Here is a 15605-nt window from a genome sequence, read left to right on the forward strand (position 1 = left end):
TTTTTTCAACTTTTACGGGCCCACATTCAGCATAAGCTGAAGCCTCGTTCACGGAAGAAGTTGACCTACATGAGCAACCCGCAATCCACACCTGCCACGCCAACCGCAACGGTTCGATCGATCCGCAACCATCGCCTGCTGCTCAAGCAACTGCCCACCTGGCTGGCCCAGGCGCCCCTCGCCCGTCGCCGGGCATTCGCCACGCGCCTCAAGCAGAGCCAGAGCTCCAAGGCCCTGCTGGGGCGTTATCTGCAAGGTTTCAAAAGCCTCAAGGACTTTGCCGCCCCGCTCCTGTCCAGGGCCCTGGACGAGCACTACGGCCCGGGCCTGGACATCCACCACGACCAGCTCCGCCACGTGCATATCCTGGCCGCCGCCACCCTCGGCGCGCCGCGCCAGGAGAGCACCCTCGTGCAGAGCCTGCTGCAGGCCGCCCTGCAGAACTTCGAAAGCAGCGAAACCGGTCGCTTCGGTTTCGACAGCGGCTCGGCCATCCTGCGCAAAAGCACCGCGATGCTGAAGAAACCCATCACCCCGGCGGATTTCGCCGCCGTCTGCCGCCAGCTCGACCTCGGCGGCCAGTACAAGCAGCACGTCGAGCATTTTCTCCTGCCCACCCAGCATGGCCGCCCACTGCCGCTGTTCAAGGCCCTCTTCGAGCAACAACAACGCGACGAACTGGCGCTGGGAGCGGAAATCGCCCTGATCCAGGGCCACTTGGACCAGCCGGCCTACCAGATGCTGCAAAGCCTGCTCGACCCGGCGCAGCCCACCCGCTGGGACAATCGCCCGGTACACTGCCACTCCCTCAGCCTGCTGGACTTTCCCAACGTCGACAGCGGCTCCTGGGGCGCGTTGCTCAAGGGTGTGCTGCTGATCGAGCACAGCGTCCCGGCCAGCAACAGCGACCTGCCCTGCGTCGCCTACCTGGCAGGCGATCCGCAACAGGCCGTCAAGCGCTATCCGTCCGTCACGGCATTCCATGACGAGCTCAGGGAACGCCTGCGGGATAAAACCTACCAGGCGTTCTTCCAGCGGTATGTGCACCTGCGCACGCAACCGGCTTTCTTCCAGGCCCTCGACGATTGCCTGAACCCCCTCGACCCCGCCAGCGGACAGCGCAAGGCGGCCCCGCAAGCCAGCCTGAACCTGCAGAAAAGCTCGCTGGGCGACAGCCCTTTCGACGAGTTCTGCGACCTGCAAACCATCAAGAAACTCGACGACGCCCGCGTCAGCGCGGTGCCCACGGACGACGAGGACAAGAAGACCCGGCTGACGCGCCTGCACGCGTTGCTGAACTGGGGCATCAACCTACTGTTCCTGGTCCCCGGACTCGGCGAGGCGATGCTCGCGGTGGCCGCCGCGCAAATGATCGTGCAGCTCTACAACGGCATCGAAGAATGGCGCCATGACGAGAAAATGCAGGCGGTGCTCGGTTTTATCGGCGTGCTGCTGAATGTCGAGTTGCTGGGGGCGGGAACCGCGCTGACCCGCGAGGTCGAAGGGGCATCGTTTGTCGAAGGGCTCAAGCCGATCCAGTCGCCACAAGGCAAGCCGGCGCTGTGGAAACCCGACCTGGCCCCTTATGAACACCCCCTGCCCGACAAATCGGAACTGAAAGTCGATGCCAACGGGCTCTATCACCATCAGGACAAGACCTACCTGGGGCTCGACGGCCGCCACTACCGGATCCGCCCCGGCGCCAGCGCCAACCGCTTCCACTTGCAGCACCCGAGCAACCCCGATGCCTACGCGCCGCTGGTCTATCACAATGGCAAGGGCGCCTGGCTCCATCAGTTCGAGAACCCCTTGCAGTGGCAACAGCCGCAGCTGTTTTCCCGACTGGGGCCGGATGCGGCCAGCCTGGACCCGGCGGCGGCGCAAAGAATCATGCGACTGAGCGAAGTCGACGACGGCATCCTGCGCAGGCTGCACCTGGACCAGGCACCACCTCCGGCCCTGCTCGAAGACAGCGTGACCCGCTTCAAGCTCGACCAGGACCTCAAGGCCCTGGTGCAACGTCTGCAAAGCGGTGGCGCGGCCAACAGTTCACTGGATGAGCTGCACATGGAACTGCAATTGCTCACCAGCGAACCGGTCTGGCCGCCCTCGAAAGTGCTGCGCCTGCTGGACCGTCACGGCGCCCCGCTGAAGGAATACCCCGGCGGCCAGTTGCAATCGCTGCAGCGCATCGACCTGCAATGGCCCGGACTCAACGCCAACCAGTTGCTGCAAAAGGTCCTGGTCAATCTCGACGAGAGCGAGATCCGCAGCTTGCTGGGCGAAGACTTCGGCGCCGGCCCCATCAGCCTGGAGGCGCGTACCGTGGCGCTGCGGCGCAAGCTCGCGACCCAGGCCACCCGCCGCCGGGCAGCGCTGTTCGATTCACACTATCGCTATCGCACCCAGAGCAACGACCCCGCCGTCGCCTTGATCCGCCAGGCATTTCCCGAGCTGTCGACGCCGATCGCCGAGGAACTGTCCAGAAACGCCAGTCCGGCCGAGCAACGGCTGCTGCTCAAGTCCCGCCGCGTACCGTTGCGACTGGCCGAAGAAGCCCGCTACTACAGGCGCAACCTGCGCCTGGCGCGAACCCAGGAAGGGCTGTATCTGGACGCCACGAACAACCCCGATACCGACAGGCTGATCCTCAGCCAGATCGGCAAGTTGCCGGGCTGGTCGGACCAGGTCCGCCTGGAAATCCGCGAGCCGCACTTCGGCGGATCCCTGCTCGACAGCCTCGGCCAGGAGCAGGCGCCGATTCGCAAGGTCCTGGTCAAGACGGACGGCCAGTACGAAGCCTATGACGCCCTGGGCCAGGAACTGCACGGTCCGGACAATCTCTACAGCAGCGTCCTGCACGCCCTGCCCGACACCGAGCGCAAGGCCCTCGGCTTTCCCAGCCCCCATGAAGCGGCCAACCTCAAGCAGGCCGTGCTCGACCAGCCATTGCCGCCACGCAAGGAGATGGAGAAACTCCTCGGCGCGCCGCCCACCAAGCCCAACGCCACGCCGCCCATGCGCCTGGCCGGCCGCCGCGCCAGCGCTGCCGCTGCCGAAAGCGAGGCGACGCAGCGAATTCCCGGCACTCGCTCCCTGGCCTTTACCGAGCTGGCGCGACGCCTTTACCCCGAACATCCCTGGCGGGATGTCGAGACCTTTCTCGGCATGCGCGGCCTGAACGACGTCGCGGCGGTGCACCGCCTGGAAGAACTGGAGATCGAATACAACACCTTGTGCGCGGAGCTCGATGCCTGGATCGGTCTGACGCCACCGTCCGACGTGCAAAGGATGGTCAGAGAGTTCATGGCCCAGTCGGTCAAGCAATGCTGGCGCCGGGAGCTCACCCAGACGCCCTATGGGCAAGCCTACCGGCTCAGCTTCGTCCTCTATGAACCGACCGCCCGGCTGCCGGCGCTGTCGGCCAACTTCAGCCATGTCAGCGAAATGCTCCTGACCCTGGGCCATCCGGACATCACCCAGGGGCTGAACGCGTTCCTCGAGGGATTCCCGCAACTGAAGCGCCTGTATATCAGCGGCGGCGGGCTGACCGAGATCCCCGCGGCGCTGGGCTCGATGTCCGAACTCACCCACCTCAACCTGGGCGGCAACCAGATCGTCCTGACCGAGGAAAGCGCCACCCTGCTCGGCGGACTCACCCACCTGCGGGAATTCAACCTGAGCAATAATCCGACCCTGGGCCGTTCGCCGGATTTCAGCGCGATGCGCGAACTGACCCGGATCGGCCTGCGCAACACCGGGCTCACCCAATGGCCGACCGGTTTCACGGACCTGCCGGCCCTGACCCACCTGGACCTGAGCGAGAACGAACTGACCCTGATCCCGCAGTCAGTCCTGGATACCAGCGAGGACGGTCAACGGATCGCCCGCACCCTCAATCTCTACGGCAATCCCCTCGAACCCTATTACCTGAACGATGCCCTGGACTATCACACGGAAACCGGGATCGACCTGGGGCTGGACATACCGGCCGACTCGGATTCGGATGGCAACCTGAGCAGCGACGATTCGCCGGTGCACAGTCCGCAGGGCTCGCGCCCCCCCGCCTCCCGCGACGAAAGTCCCTGGTTGCAAGGACTCGACAGCCAGGAGCAGCAGGCCTTTCGCGCCACCTGGATGAGCCTGGCCAGCGAGGAGCCGGTGGAGCAGTCCGAAGCGTTTTTCCGGGTGATCGGCGACCTGGCACTATCGGCCGACTATAAAGAGGCAGACGCTCGTCCGGGGCTCTTGGACAAGGTCCGGCGCATGGTCCGTGGCGCCGCCGAGAACACCGAACTGCGCGAGAAGCTGTTTCTCAGGGCCACCGCGCCACAATCGGATGCCTGTGCCGACGGCATCGCCGTGGCGTTCAGCGACATGGGCTTCGATGTGCTGCTCCATGAAGCCTACGCCGAGCCGGATGCCCAGAAGATCGAGGCGAAACTGCTGCAACTGGCCAGGGCCAAGTCACGCCTGGATCGCACCAACGCCCAGGCCCGGGCCCTGATCCAGAAACGCCGGGATGCGGGTCGGCATCCCGATGAGGCGGAAATCTACCTGGCCTTTCGCATCGGTCTGGCGCAACGCCTGGAACTGCCCTGGCAGGCCTCGAAGATGCTTTTCGGCAGGATTACCGGGATCACCCCGGACCAGATCGAGGCCGTCTACCAGGCTATCCTCGAACAGGAACGGCAGCCCATGGACAGGATCCGGCAGATCATCGCGCAGGAGTTCTGGAGGGACTACCTGGAGGTCCAGTACCTGCAGGAGCTCAGCGCGAAGGAAGCGTTGCGCGAGGCCAAGAGCGATGCCCTGCTGGACCTGCAATCGGCACAGGAGCGCTGGTTCGGCGATGACGCTCTGCCCGAGGAGGAAAAGACCCGCCTGCAAGCCGTCATGAAAGCCTCGGCCGCCACCCTGGGCAAGCCCGAGACGGAAGTGTTCGCCCGCGTCATGACCGATGCCGAATACCAGAATCTCTACCAAGCCATCGCCCGTGAGCACAGCGACGAGATGGAGCGCCTGACCGCGGAGGCGCTGAAGGAGCACGGCATGGCGCGCTGACCCCGCCGGGGCTGCGCCGCCAGCCCCGAACCGACCCCTGATGGAGGGCGAGCGGGCCACCCCGCTCGCCCCGGAGCACTCCCTGAAGCGATCCCCCGCAGAAGGACCCACCCGTGGAAAAACAGCCCCGTGGAAATGTCCAATTGACAGCCGACGCCATCGGCTTTACGTTAACGTAAAGGTAAACAACCACTGACACTCCTGCCTTGCTCATTCCATAACAAAAGGTGCCTCATGAGCTATCCGACCCTGAACTTCGACCTCGGCGAAACCCTCGACATGCTCCGCGACCAGGTGCAGGGCTTCGTCGCCCGGGAGCTGGCGCCACGGGCGGCGCAAATCGACGTGGACAACCTGTTCCCCGCCGACATGTGGCGCAAGTTCGGCGACATGGGCCTGCTGGGCATCACCGTGCCGGAAGAGTACGGCGGTGCCGGCCTCGGCTACCTGGCCCATGTCGTGGCGATGGAAGAAATCAGTCGCGGTTCGGCCTCGGTGGCCCTCTCCTACGGCGCGCACTCCAACCTCTGCGTCAACCAGATCAACCGTAACGGCAACCACGCGCAGAAAACCCGCTACCTGCCGAAACTGATCAGCGGCGAACACATCGGCGCCCTGGCCATGAGCGAACCCAACGCCGGCTCCGACGTGGTCTCGATGAAGCTGCGCGCCGACCGTCGCGGCGACCACTACGTGCTCAACGGCAGCAAGACCTGGATCACCAACGGCCCCGACGCCAACACCTACGTGATCTACGCCAAGACCGACCTGGAAAAGGGCTCCCACGGCATCACCGCGTTTATCGTCGAGCGCGACTGGAAAGGCTTCAGCCGCGGCAACAAGTTCGACAAGCTCGGCATGCGCGGCTCCAACACCTGCGAGCTGTTCTTCGATGACGTCGAAGTGCCCGAAGAAAATATCCTCGGCACCCTCAACGGCGGCGTGAAAGTACTGATGAGCGGCCTCGACTACGAGCGCGTGGTGCTCTCCGGTGGCCCGACCGGGATCATGCAGGCCTGCCTGGACCTGGTGGTGCCCTATATCCACGACCGCAAGCAGTTCGGCCAGAGCATCGGCGAGTTCCAGCTGATCCAGGGCAAGATCGCCGACATGTACACCCAGCTCAACGCCAGCCGCGCCTATCTGTACGCCGTGGCCCGGGCCTGCGAACGCGGCGAGACCACGCGCAAGGACGCCGCCGGGGTGATTCTCTACAGCGCCGAGCGCGCGACCCAGATGGCCCTGGAAGCGATCCAGATCCTCGGCGGCAACGGCTATATCAACGAATTCCCCGCCGGACGCCTGCTGCGCGACGCCAAGCTGTATGAAATCGGTGCCGGCACCAGCGAGATCCGTCGCATGCTGATCGGCCGCGAACTGTTCAACGAAACCCGCTGAGGGGCGCGCACATGGCAATCCTGCACACGCAACTCAACCCGCGCTCGGCGGAGTTCGCCGACAACCGCGCGGCGATGCTCGAACAGGTGGTGGCCCTGCGCTCACTGCTGGCCCAGGTGCAACAGGGCGGCGGACCGAAGGCCCAGGAACGGCACACCTCGCGAGGCAAGCTGCTGCCACGCGAACGCATCAACCGCCTGCTCGATCCCGGTTCGCCGTTCCTGGAAATCAGCCAGCTGGCGGCGTATGAGGTGTATGGCGAAGAGGTGCCGGCGGCCGGGGTGATCGCCGGGATCGGTCGCGTCGAAGGTGTCGAATGCATGATCGTCGCCAACGATGCGACGGTCAAAGGCGGCTCCTATTACCCGCTGACCGTGAAAAAACACCTGCGGGCACAGACCATCGCCCAGCAGAACCGCCTGCCGTGCATCTACCTGGTGGACTCCGGCGGCGCCAACCTGCCGCGCCAGGATGAAGTGTTCCCGGACCGCGAGCACTTCGGGCGGATCTTCTTCAACCAGGCCAACATGAGCGCCATGGGCATCCCGCAGATCGCCGTGGTCATGGGCTCCTGCACCGCCGGCGGCGCCTATGTACCGGCCATGGCCGACGAAGCGATCATGGTCCGCCAGCAGGCGACCATCTTCCTCGCCGGCCCGCCGCTGGTGAAGGCCGCCACCGGTGAAGTGGTGAGCGCCGAGGACCTGGGTGGTGCCGATGTGCACTGCAGGATCTCCGGCGTGGCCGACCATTATGCCGACAGCGACGAACACGCCCTGGCCCTGGCCCGGCGCAGTGTCGCCAACCTCAACTGGCGCAAGCTCGGCGAGTTGCGGCAACGCGCGCCGATTGCCCCGCTGCATGGCGCCGACGAGCTGTACGGCGTGATCCCGGCCGATGCCAAGCAACCCTTCGACGTGCGTGAAGTGATCGCCCGGCTGGTGGACGGTTCGCTGTTCGATGAATTCAAGGCGCTGTTCGGCACCACCCTGGTCTGCGGTTTCGCCCACCTGCACGGTTATCCCGTGGCGATCCTGGCGAACAACGGCATCCTCTTCGCCGAGGCCGCGCAGAAAGGCGCGCACTTCATCGAACTGGCCTGCCAGCGCGGTATCCCGCTGCTGTTCCTGCAGAACATCACGGGTTTCATGGTCGGCCAGAAATACGAGGCCGGCGGTATCGCCAAGCATGGCGCCAAGCTGGTCACCGCCGTGGCCTGTGCGCGGGTGCCGAAGTTCACCGTGATCATCGGCGGCAGCTTCGGTGCCGGCAACTATGGCATGTGCGGGCGAGCCTACGACCCGCGCTTCCTGTGGATGTGGCCCAACGCGCGGATCGGCGTGATGGGCGCCGAGCAGGCGGCGGGCGTGCTGGTGCAGGTCAAGCGCGAACAGAGCGAGCGCACCGGCCAGGGCTTTTCGGCCGAGCAGGAGGCCGAGATCAAGCAACCGATCCTCGACCAGTACGAGCACCAGGGTCATCCGTACTACTCCAGCGCACGACTGTGGGACGACGGCGTGATCGATCCGGCGCAGACCCGCGAGATCCTCGGTCTGGCGCTCTCGGCCTCGCTCAACGCACCGATCGAACCGAGCCGCTTCGGCGTGTTCCGGATGTGATCCCCCTGACTGTGGGAGCGGGCTTGCCCGCTCCCACAGGGTTGGCATCGCCTGCACACATGGAATCTCCCGCCGGTCTGACTCCGGTCGACAAGGCAACAGACACCGCTGCACAGGACCCGACACCATGACCGATTTCAACACCCTGGAACTGCAGACCGACCCACGTGGCTTCGCCACCTTGTGGCTCAGTCGCGAGGACAAGAACAACGCCTTCAACGCCGAGATGATCCGCGAGCTGATCCTCGCGCTGGACAAGGTCCAGGCCAACCCGGCCCTGCGCTTCCTCGTGCTGCGGGCCCGCGGCCGGCACTTCAGCGCCGGTGCCGACCTGGCCTGGATGCAGCAGTCGGCCGAACTGGACTACCACACCAACCTCGATGACGCCCGCGAACTGGCCGAACTGATGTACAACCTGGCCCGTCTGAAGGTCCCGACCCTGGCCGTGGTGCAGGGCGCGGCCTATGGCGGAGCCCTCGGCCTGATCGGCTGTTGCGACATGGCCATCGGTGCCGACGATGCGCAGTTCTGCCTTTCGGAAGTGCGCATCGGCCTGGCCCCGGCGGTGATCAGCCCGTTCGTGGTCCAGGCCATCGGCGAACGCGCCGCCCGCCGCTACGCCCTGACCGCCGAGCGTTTCAGCGGCGTGCGCGCCCGTGAGCTGGGGCTGCTGGCCGAAAGCTACCCGGCGACCGAGCTGGATCGCCAGGTCGAGGCCTGGATCGACAACCTGCTGCTCAACAGTCCCCAGGCGATGCGGGTGAGCAAGGAACTGCTGCGCGAAGTCGGCAGCGGTGTCCTCACCCCCTCCCTGCGGCGTTACTGCGAAAACGCCATTGCCCGTATCCGGGTCAGCCCCGAAGGCCAGGAGGGCCTGCGCGCCTTCCTGCAAAAACGCCCGCCGGGCTGGCAAGCCGAACCGACTGCCAAGGAGCCCCGTTGATGAGCGCCCCCGTGATCACTTCCATCCTGGTCGCCAACCGTGGCGAAATCGCCTGCCGGGTGATGCGCACCGCCAAGGCCATGGGCCTGACCACCGTCGCCGTGCACAGTGCCATCGACCGGGATGCCCGCCACAGCCGTGAAGCCGACATCCGCGTCGACCTGGGCGGCAGCAAGGCCGCCGACAGCTATCTGCAGATCGACAAACTGATCGCCGCCGCCCAGGCCAGCGGTGCCCAGGCCATTCATCCCGGCTACGGTTTCCTCTCGGAAAACGCCGCGTTTGCCCGGGCCATCGAGGCCGCCGGACTGGTCTTCCTCGGCCCGCCCGCCGCCGCCATCGACGCCATGGGCAGCAAGTCCGCGGCCAAGGCGCTGATGACCACCGCCGGCGTGCCGCTGGTGCCCGGTTATCACGGCGAGGCCCAGGACCTGGACACCTTCCGCAGCGCCGCCGAACTGATCGGCTACCCGGTGCTGCTCAAGGCCACCGCCGGCGGTGGCGGCAAGGGCATGAAGGTGGTCGAGGACGTCAGCCAACTGGCCGAAGCCCTGGCCTCGGCGCAGCGCGAAGCCCAGTCGTCGTTCGGCGATTCGCGGATGCTGGTGGAAAAGTACCTGCTCAAGCCCCGTCATGTGGAAATCCAGGTGTTCGCCGACCAGCACGGCAACTGTCTGTACCTCAACGAACGCGACTGTTCGATCCAGCGCCGCCACCAGAAAGTCGTCGAGGAAGCGCCGGCACCCGGCCTGAGCCCGGAGTTGCGCCAGGCCATGGGCGAGGCGGCGGTACGCGCGGCCCAGGCCATCGGTTATGTCGGTGCTGGCACCGTCGAGTTCCTGCTGGATTCGCGCGGCGATTTTTTCTTCATGGAGATGAACACCCGCCTGCAGGTCGAGCATCCGGTCACGGAAGCCATCACCGGCCTCGACCTGGTGGCCTGGCAGATTCGCGTTGCCAGCGGCGAAGCCCTGCCGATCAGCCAGAAGCAGGTGCCGCTGCTGGGCCACGCCATCGAAGTGCGCCTGTACGCCGAGGATCCGGGCAACGACTTCCTCCCCGCCACCGGGCGTCTCGAGGTCTACCGTGAATCGGCCGCCGGACCGGGACGCCGGGTCGACAGCGGCGTGGCCGAAGGCGACAGTGTGTCGCCCTTCTACGACCCGATGCTCGGCAAGCTGATCGCCTGGGGCGAAACCCGTGAACAGGCGCGCTTGCGCCTGCTGGCGATGCTCGACGAATTCGCCGTTGGCGGGCTGAAGACCAACCTTGGTTTCCTCCGGCGGATCATCGGCCACCCGGCCTTTGCCGCGGCGGAACTGGATACCGGCTTTATCCCGCGTTATCAGGAACAACTGCTGCCGGCTGCCGGCGAACTCTGCGACGAGTTCTGGCAGGTGGCGGCCCGGGCCTGGTCCTGCGGCCTGGCGGCGACGCCACGCGCCGATGATCCCGGCTCGCCCTGGGCCAGTGGCAACGGCTTTCGCGGCGGGCTGCCGGCCGAAACCGCCCTGCACCTGAGTTGCAGGGGCGAAGACCGCGCCCTGACCCTGGTTCCGGACCAGGGTGTGGGAGTCGAGTGGCACGGCGAATCCCTGTCCATCGAACGCCAGGGTATTCGCCGCCGCTATCGGGCCATCCGCCAGGGCGATAACCTCTATCTGCAATGGCAAGGCGAGCTGCTGGCGATCAGCGCCTTCGACCCGATTGCCGCGGTCGAGGCCAGCCACGGCCATCAGGGGGGCCTGACGGCACCGATGAACGGCAATATCGTCCGGGTACTGGTGCAGGTCGGCCAGAGCGTCGAGGCCGGGACCCAACTGGTGGTGCTCGAAGCCATGAAGATGGAGCACAGCATTCGCGCGCCCCAGGCCGGCGTGGTCAAGGCGTTGTATTGCCAGGAAGGCGAGATGGTCAGCGAGGGCAGTGCGTTGGTGGAACTGCAGGAGTAACCGGCACCGCGACATGCAGGAGCCGGCTTGCCGGCGATGGCGTCCTTATCGGCACTGCAAGGCTTGCTGGCCCCATCGCTGGCAAGCCAGCTCCTACAGGGTTCCAGTCTGGACCATAGTCCATGGCGAGCCCCCATCCTGTGGGAGCGGGCTTGCCCGCGAAAGCGGCGGCGCGGCTGGCATCGTCATCGCTGGCAAGCCAGCTCCAATCGGTCACCTTTAGAACTTGGTGGTGGCCTGTACGACCACACCGATAATGCTGTAGTCCTCGGTAAACAAAATCTTCGGATAAGTCGGGTTCAGCGGTTTCAGGTAGCGCTGGCCGCCCTCTTCCACCCACTGCCGGAAAAACGCCTCCTCACTGTCCCGCAGGCGGGCAATCACCAGCTTGCCGGGTTCGGCGTCGAGGTCGGGGTCCACCAGGATCAGCATGCCCTCGGGGACGCTGGTGCCCACCGGCGCGGTCATCGCATCCCCCGCCACCTTCAGCCAGAACGCCGCTCCCGAGGCGTAATGATCGGTCACCTCATAGTGCGTCTTGCGGTAATCCCCCACATCCGTCTCCCGCGCCGGCACCACTGAATGCCAGTCGCTGACCGGGTAGCGGAACGCCGAGGTGATGTCATAGGCCTGCCCGTCCCGCTCCGACGGGTCCTGCGCCGCCACCGAACGGTCACGGATCACCAGCACGACCTCCAGATGCCCGAGTCCCAGGGCCTGGAGCACCTTGTTCATGCTTTCGAGATCCGGCTGGCGCCGTTTGTTCAGCCAATGACCGACACCGCCCTGGGATACCCCAACGCGTTCTCCGAGTTTCTCTTGCGTGAGGTCTAGCTCGCGCAGCTTGGCTCTCACCAAGGCAATCCATTTATCCATGGGCGGAACAATACGGGCTGTATTCCGCCGTTCAATACACAAACTGTATTATATGTGACAAACATAAAAATACGGTTAGTACTAGGCTTGTAACGCTGATGCGACTTCTTCCTCAAAGGCAGGTTTTCCATGACTTCCACACCCAAGCACATGACCGATTTCCACACCATGTCCCCCTGTAATTCGCTCAAGGGGAGGCACGCGGCCCAACGCGCGCTCGACTATTATTTGAAACCAAGCGTTTCCGGCCCCCTCTCCGACGAGGGTGCCTGCCGACCTGACGAAGACAAGCTGTTCGCCGTGCGCGAGAACCTCAGCGTCGAGGAGGCCATGGTCCATGCCTCGGACCTGCTGCGTTGCGCGGCCGCCACGGCCTATGAGGCCGCCGATGCCCTGCAGGGCTCATCCCGCGACCTGGCCTTTTCCGTGGTGTACATGGTCGACATGGCCAAGGCCATGGTCGACCGGGCCCTGAGCGCGGAATGCCCGGGAATGTGAAGGGCGCGCGAACGCACCGCCGGTGCAGGGCAGCCAGCGAAACAGAGTGGAGTCTGGAGAGAGGAGTGGAAAAATAATTTCCAGGAGAGACAGGAAAACATTTGACTTGCAAATGATAATGATTATTATTGCAAGCAGCTGGTCGCGAGATCAGTCGATAACCCGGAGACCTTAGGTCGGACTCTGGATTATCTCCTCATCAGGCTAATCACGGTTTTTGACCCGGCTTTTTGCCGGGTCTTTTTTTTGCACCCGTTTTACGGGCTTTGCTTCAGGCTAATGAAGACTTTGGCGCTGCCATCTCGATGGGGCAGTCGCGATGGCGCGGATGATAGCAAAGGAACATCGACGAGCGAAAGTCCGTCATCCCGGGTAGGAGAACGGAAAAACCATGGAAGTACTTGAGAATCAATATCACAAACACTAAGCTGGCGCGGCGTCATGGACGACGCCCCCTTCCCCGCTCCAGGCTTTCTGCGGCTCGGCCAACGACCGCCCGCCGTGTACAGTAGCAACCACAAGACATCATATTCAGGTACACAGACTATGACCGTGGTTCTGCCCTCACTCAAAATCAGCAGCGACTTCGACAGCGGCAATATCCAGGTACTGGATGCCAGCAACCCGCAGCACCTGCTGCTGGCCATCGAGCCAGACACCCGCAGCCACCATTTCCAGTGGTTCCATTTCAAGGTCGAAGGCCTGCAACCGGGACAGACCTATACCTTCGAACTGAGCAATGCCAGCCAGTCCTCGTACAACAAGGCCTGGACCGGCTATCGCGCCGCCGCGTCCCACGATCACCACGACTGGTTCCGCACCGACACGCGCTTCGACGGTGAAAGCTTGCATATCCAGTTCCAGGCCGAACAGCCCCAGGCCTGGTTCGCCTATTTCGAACCCTACAGCCGCGAACGGCACGACTGGCTGATCGAACAGGCCCTGAGCCATGCCGGTACCGAACTGCTGGCCACCGGCAAAAGCGCCGAGGGCCGGGATATCCCGCTGCTGCGCAAGGGCGACGGCGCGCCGGGTAAACGCAAGGTCTGGATCATCGCCCAGCAGCATCCGGGCGAACATATGGCCGAGTGGTTCATGGAGGGGGTGATCGAGCGCCTACAGGAACAGCACGATCCGCAACTGCAAGCCCTGCTGGCCGCTGCCGACCTGTACCTGGTGCCCAACATGAACCCCGACGGGGCGTTCCATGGACACCTGCGCACCAACGCCATGGGCCAGGACCTCAACCGTGCCTGGCAGAGCGCCAGTGCGGAGATCAGTCCGGAAGTGTTCTTTGTCCAGCAACAGATGGCCCAGTACGGCGTCGACCTGTTCCTCGATATCCATGGCGATGAGGAAATCCCCTATGTGTTCACCGCCGGCGGCGAAGGCAACCCGGGCTACACCCCGCGTATCGCCGACCTCGAACACCATTTCCGCAGCCACCTCAGTGCGCTTACCCGGGACTTCCAGACCACCCACGGCTACACCCGCGACCTGCCCGGCGCAGCCAATATGACCCTGGCCTGCAACAGCGTCGGCCAGCAGTACGACTGCCTGTCGCTGACCCTGGAAATGCCGTTCAAGGACAACGATGACGCACCGGATGCGCGCACCGGCTGGTCCGGCAAACGCTCCGCGCAACTGGGCAAGGACGTGCTGAGCAGCATTGCCGATATCGTCGGCCGCCTGCGCTGACCTCGTCTAGCGGACCGTACAGATGGGCGGCGTCTCGACCTGCGCCACCAGCCGTGCGATCAACCAGGACGCCGCCGGCCCCGGTGGCGTATCGGTGCGGTAGATCGCATCGAGGCCGTAGGGCCCGCCGCGCATATCCGGCAGGTCCAGGCGCACCAGACGCCCGCTGGCCAGATCCTCGGCGACCATCGGCGCGGGCATGTTGCCCCAGCCCACGCCCTCGCGCAGCAGCATCAGCTTCGACCCCAGGTCCGCCAGACGCCAGGTGCGGGTGCCGAGCACGCCGAACTCCTGGTTGCGGGTCAACGTCGAGCGGTCCGACAGTACCAGTTGCACGTGCTCGCGCCCGGCGCCGGGCAGGTTCAGGCCCTGGGCCAGCGGGTGATCGGGGGACGCCACTGAAATCAGCTCGACGCTACCCACCCCGACCCGTTCCAGCCCGGCCATGCCGCGACTGAAGAAACCACTGACACCGACACTCGCCCGCCCCTCCAGCACCAGTTGCGCCACCGCGCCCAGGGCTTCCACATGCAGATGCAGGAGTACCGTGGGAAACTCCGCGCGAAACCCCTTGAGCACATCCACCAGGCGCGCCGCCGGCAACATCACATCGACCACCAGATGGATTTCGCCCTCCAATCCCTGCAACAAGCCCTTGACCTTGGCCCGCAGGCCATCGATGCCGTTGTAGATGGTCCGGGCTTCGGCCAGCACCGTACGGCCGGCGTCGGTCAGTTGCGGCTTGCGGGTGGTGGTGCGATCGAACAGTTGCACCCCCAGTTGCAGCTCCAGGTTGGCGATGGTGTAGCTGATCACCGACGTGGCACGACTGAGCTTGCGCGCGGCACCGGCGAAGCTGCCGGTTTCGACGACCGTCAGCAGCACCCGTAGCTGGTCGAGGGTGGGGGTTCCGGGATTGGTGCTCATGACAAGGTCTCGGTGGGCGGAAGGACGAGAGCAATGTTCGATAAAATCGAATCTGATACTCGAAATTATTCGACTATTGCGTACGTTACGCCAATGGCAGACTGCTCACCAGTCCGACGCGCCATAGGGGTCGCGCCGCTTTTTATCAGGTACTTCTCATGTCTCAAAGCACCCTGTCTCAAAACACCACAGCTCATTCTGCCCTCGGCTCGCTGTCCGACAATACCTCCGCATCCGCCGGTGTCGCCCTGGCCGGGCGGATCCTGCTCAGCGTGATCTTCCTGCTCTCCGGTTTCTCGAAAGTCGCCGATCCCAGTGCCATGCTCGGCTACATCGGTTCGGCCGGCCTGCCGTTCCCGCAACTGGCGCTGATCGTGGCGATCGCCGTCGAAATCGGCGGCAGCCTGCTGCTGATCCTCGGCTACCGGACCCGCCTGGTCGCGCTGGTGATGGCCGTCTTCACCCTCGCCACCGCCCTGGCCTTCCACAATCACCTGGCCGACCAGAATCAGTTCATCCATTTCTTCAAGAACATCGCGATGACCGGTGGCCTGTTGCAGGTGGTGGCCTTCGGTGCCGGGCGTTTCAGCCTGGACGCCCGTCGCCGCGGTTGAGATCGGACTCCCCGCC

The 15605-nt window shown here is 64.7% G+C and carries 10 protein-coding genes; 8 read left to right on the plus strand and 2 right to left on the minus strand.

Going from position 1 to position 15605, the window contains the following annotated elements; all coding sequences use genetic code 11:
* Positions 1-69: 69 nt before the first annotated feature.
* From HX881_RS13005 to HX881_RS13025, 5 genes are all read left to right on the plus strand, one after another.
* A complete protein-coding gene (locus tag HX881_RS13005; RefSeq protein WP_177084841.1) occupies positions 70-5064 on the plus strand; it encodes a dermonecrotic toxin domain-containing protein in 4995 nt (1664 codons plus the stop codon).
* A 234-nt stretch (positions 5065-5298) separates the two neighbouring features.
* Positions 5299-6462, plus strand: coding sequence for an isovaleryl-CoA dehydrogenase (locus tag HX881_RS13010; protein WP_177084843.1), 1164 nt, complete (start codon positions 5299-5301; stop codon positions 6460-6462).
* 11 nt (positions 6463-6473) lie between these two features.
* Positions 6474-8081, plus strand: coding sequence for a carboxyl transferase domain-containing protein (locus HX881_RS13015; RefSeq protein WP_177084845.1), 1608 nt, complete (start codon positions 6474-6476; stop codon positions 8079-8081).
* Positions 8082-8208: 127 nt separating this feature from the next.
* Positions 8209-9024 (plus strand): gamma-carboxygeranoyl-CoA hydratase, encoded by an 816-nt coding sequence (locus HX881_RS13020; RefSeq protein WP_177084847.1) that lies wholly within the window; start codon positions 8209-8211, stop codon positions 9022-9024.
* Positions 9024-10976 (plus strand): acetyl/propionyl/methylcrotonyl-CoA carboxylase subunit alpha, encoded by a 1953-nt coding sequence (locus tag HX881_RS13025; RefSeq protein WP_177084849.1) that lies wholly within the window; start codon positions 9024-9026, stop codon positions 10974-10976. The genes HX881_RS13020 and HX881_RS13025 overlap by 1 nt, the downstream gene beginning before the upstream one ends.
* 219 nt (positions 10977-11195) lie before the next feature.
* On the opposite strand, the gene HX881_RS13030 is transcribed toward HX881_RS13025, so the two are convergent.
* Positions 11196-11852, minus strand: a complete 657-nt coding sequence (locus tag HX881_RS13030; protein ID WP_017125800.1) for a LexA family protein — start codon at positions 11850-11852, stop codon at positions 11196-11198.
* A 129-nt stretch (positions 11853-11981) separates the two neighbouring features.
* Here HX881_RS13030 and HX881_RS13035 point away from each other — a divergent pair, with 129 nt between their 5' ends.
* Together HX881_RS13035 and HX881_RS13040 are read left to right on the plus strand one after the other, a co-directional pair.
* Positions 11982-12350: a DUF6124 family protein gene (locus HX881_RS13035; RefSeq protein ID WP_042935202.1), complete on the plus strand. Its 369-nt coding sequence runs from the start codon at positions 11982-11984 to the stop codon at positions 12348-12350.
* Positions 12351-12896: 546 nt separating this feature from the next.
* Entirely contained in the window at positions 12897-14048 is a 1152-nt protein-coding gene (locus tag HX881_RS13040; protein WP_017125798.1) for a M14 family metallopeptidase, read from the plus strand.
* A gap of 6 nt (positions 14049-14054) precedes the next feature.
* Here HX881_RS13040 and HX881_RS13045 read toward each other — a convergent pair whose 3' ends face one another.
* Positions 14055-14975 (minus strand): LysR family transcriptional regulator, encoded by a 921-nt coding sequence (locus HX881_RS13045; RefSeq protein ID WP_017125797.1) that lies wholly within the window; start codon positions 14973-14975, stop codon positions 14055-14057.
* Positions 14976-15133: 158 nt separating this feature from the next.
* On the opposite strand from HX881_RS13045, the gene HX881_RS13050 reads away from it, so the two are divergent.
* Positions 15134-15589 (plus strand): DoxX family protein, encoded by a 456-nt coding sequence (locus HX881_RS13050; protein ID WP_017125796.1) that lies wholly within the window; start codon positions 15134-15136, stop codon positions 15587-15589.
* Positions 15590-15605 lie beyond the last annotated feature (16 nt).

This window comes from Pseudomonas gingeri, from assembly GCF_013386115.1.
GTDB lineage: Bacteria > Pseudomonadota > Gammaproteobacteria > Pseudomonadales > Pseudomonadaceae > Aquipseudomonas > Aquipseudomonas gingeri.

Coding starts and splice junctions, on each gene's coding strand:
- HX881_RS13050 (WP_017125796.1), top strand. CDS start 15,134: ATGTCTCAAAGCACCCTGTCTCAAAACACCACAGCTCATTCTGCCCTC.
- HX881_RS13020 (WP_177084847.1), top strand. CDS start 8,209: ATGACCGATTTCAACACCCTGGAACTGCAGACCGACCCACGTGGCTTC.
- HX881_RS13005 (WP_177084841.1), top strand. CDS start 70: ATGAGCAACCCGCAATCCACACCTGCCACGCCAACCGCAACGGTTCGA.
- HX881_RS13045 (WP_017125797.1), bottom strand. CDS start 14,975: ATGAGCACCAATCCCGGAACCCCCACCCTCGACCAGCTACGGGTGCTG.
- HX881_RS13040 (WP_017125798.1), top strand. CDS start 12,897: ATGACCGTGGTTCTGCCCTCACTCAAAATCAGCAGCGACTTCGACAGC.
- HX881_RS13010 (WP_177084843.1), top strand. CDS start 5,299: ATGAGCTATCCGACCCTGAACTTCGACCTCGGCGAAACCCTCGACATG.
- HX881_RS13015 (WP_177084845.1), top strand. CDS start 6,474: ATGGCAATCCTGCACACGCAACTCAACCCGCGCTCGGCGGAGTTCGCC.
- HX881_RS13030 (WP_017125800.1), bottom strand. CDS start 11,852: ATGGATAAATGGATTGCCTTGGTGAGAGCCAAGCTGCGCGAGCTAGAC.
- HX881_RS13035 (WP_042935202.1), top strand. CDS start 11,982: ATGACTTCCACACCCAAGCACATGACCGATTTCCACACCATGTCCCCC.
- HX881_RS13025 (WP_177084849.1), top strand. CDS start 9,024: ATGAGCGCCCCCGTGATCACTTCCATCCTGGTCGCCAACCGTGGCGAA.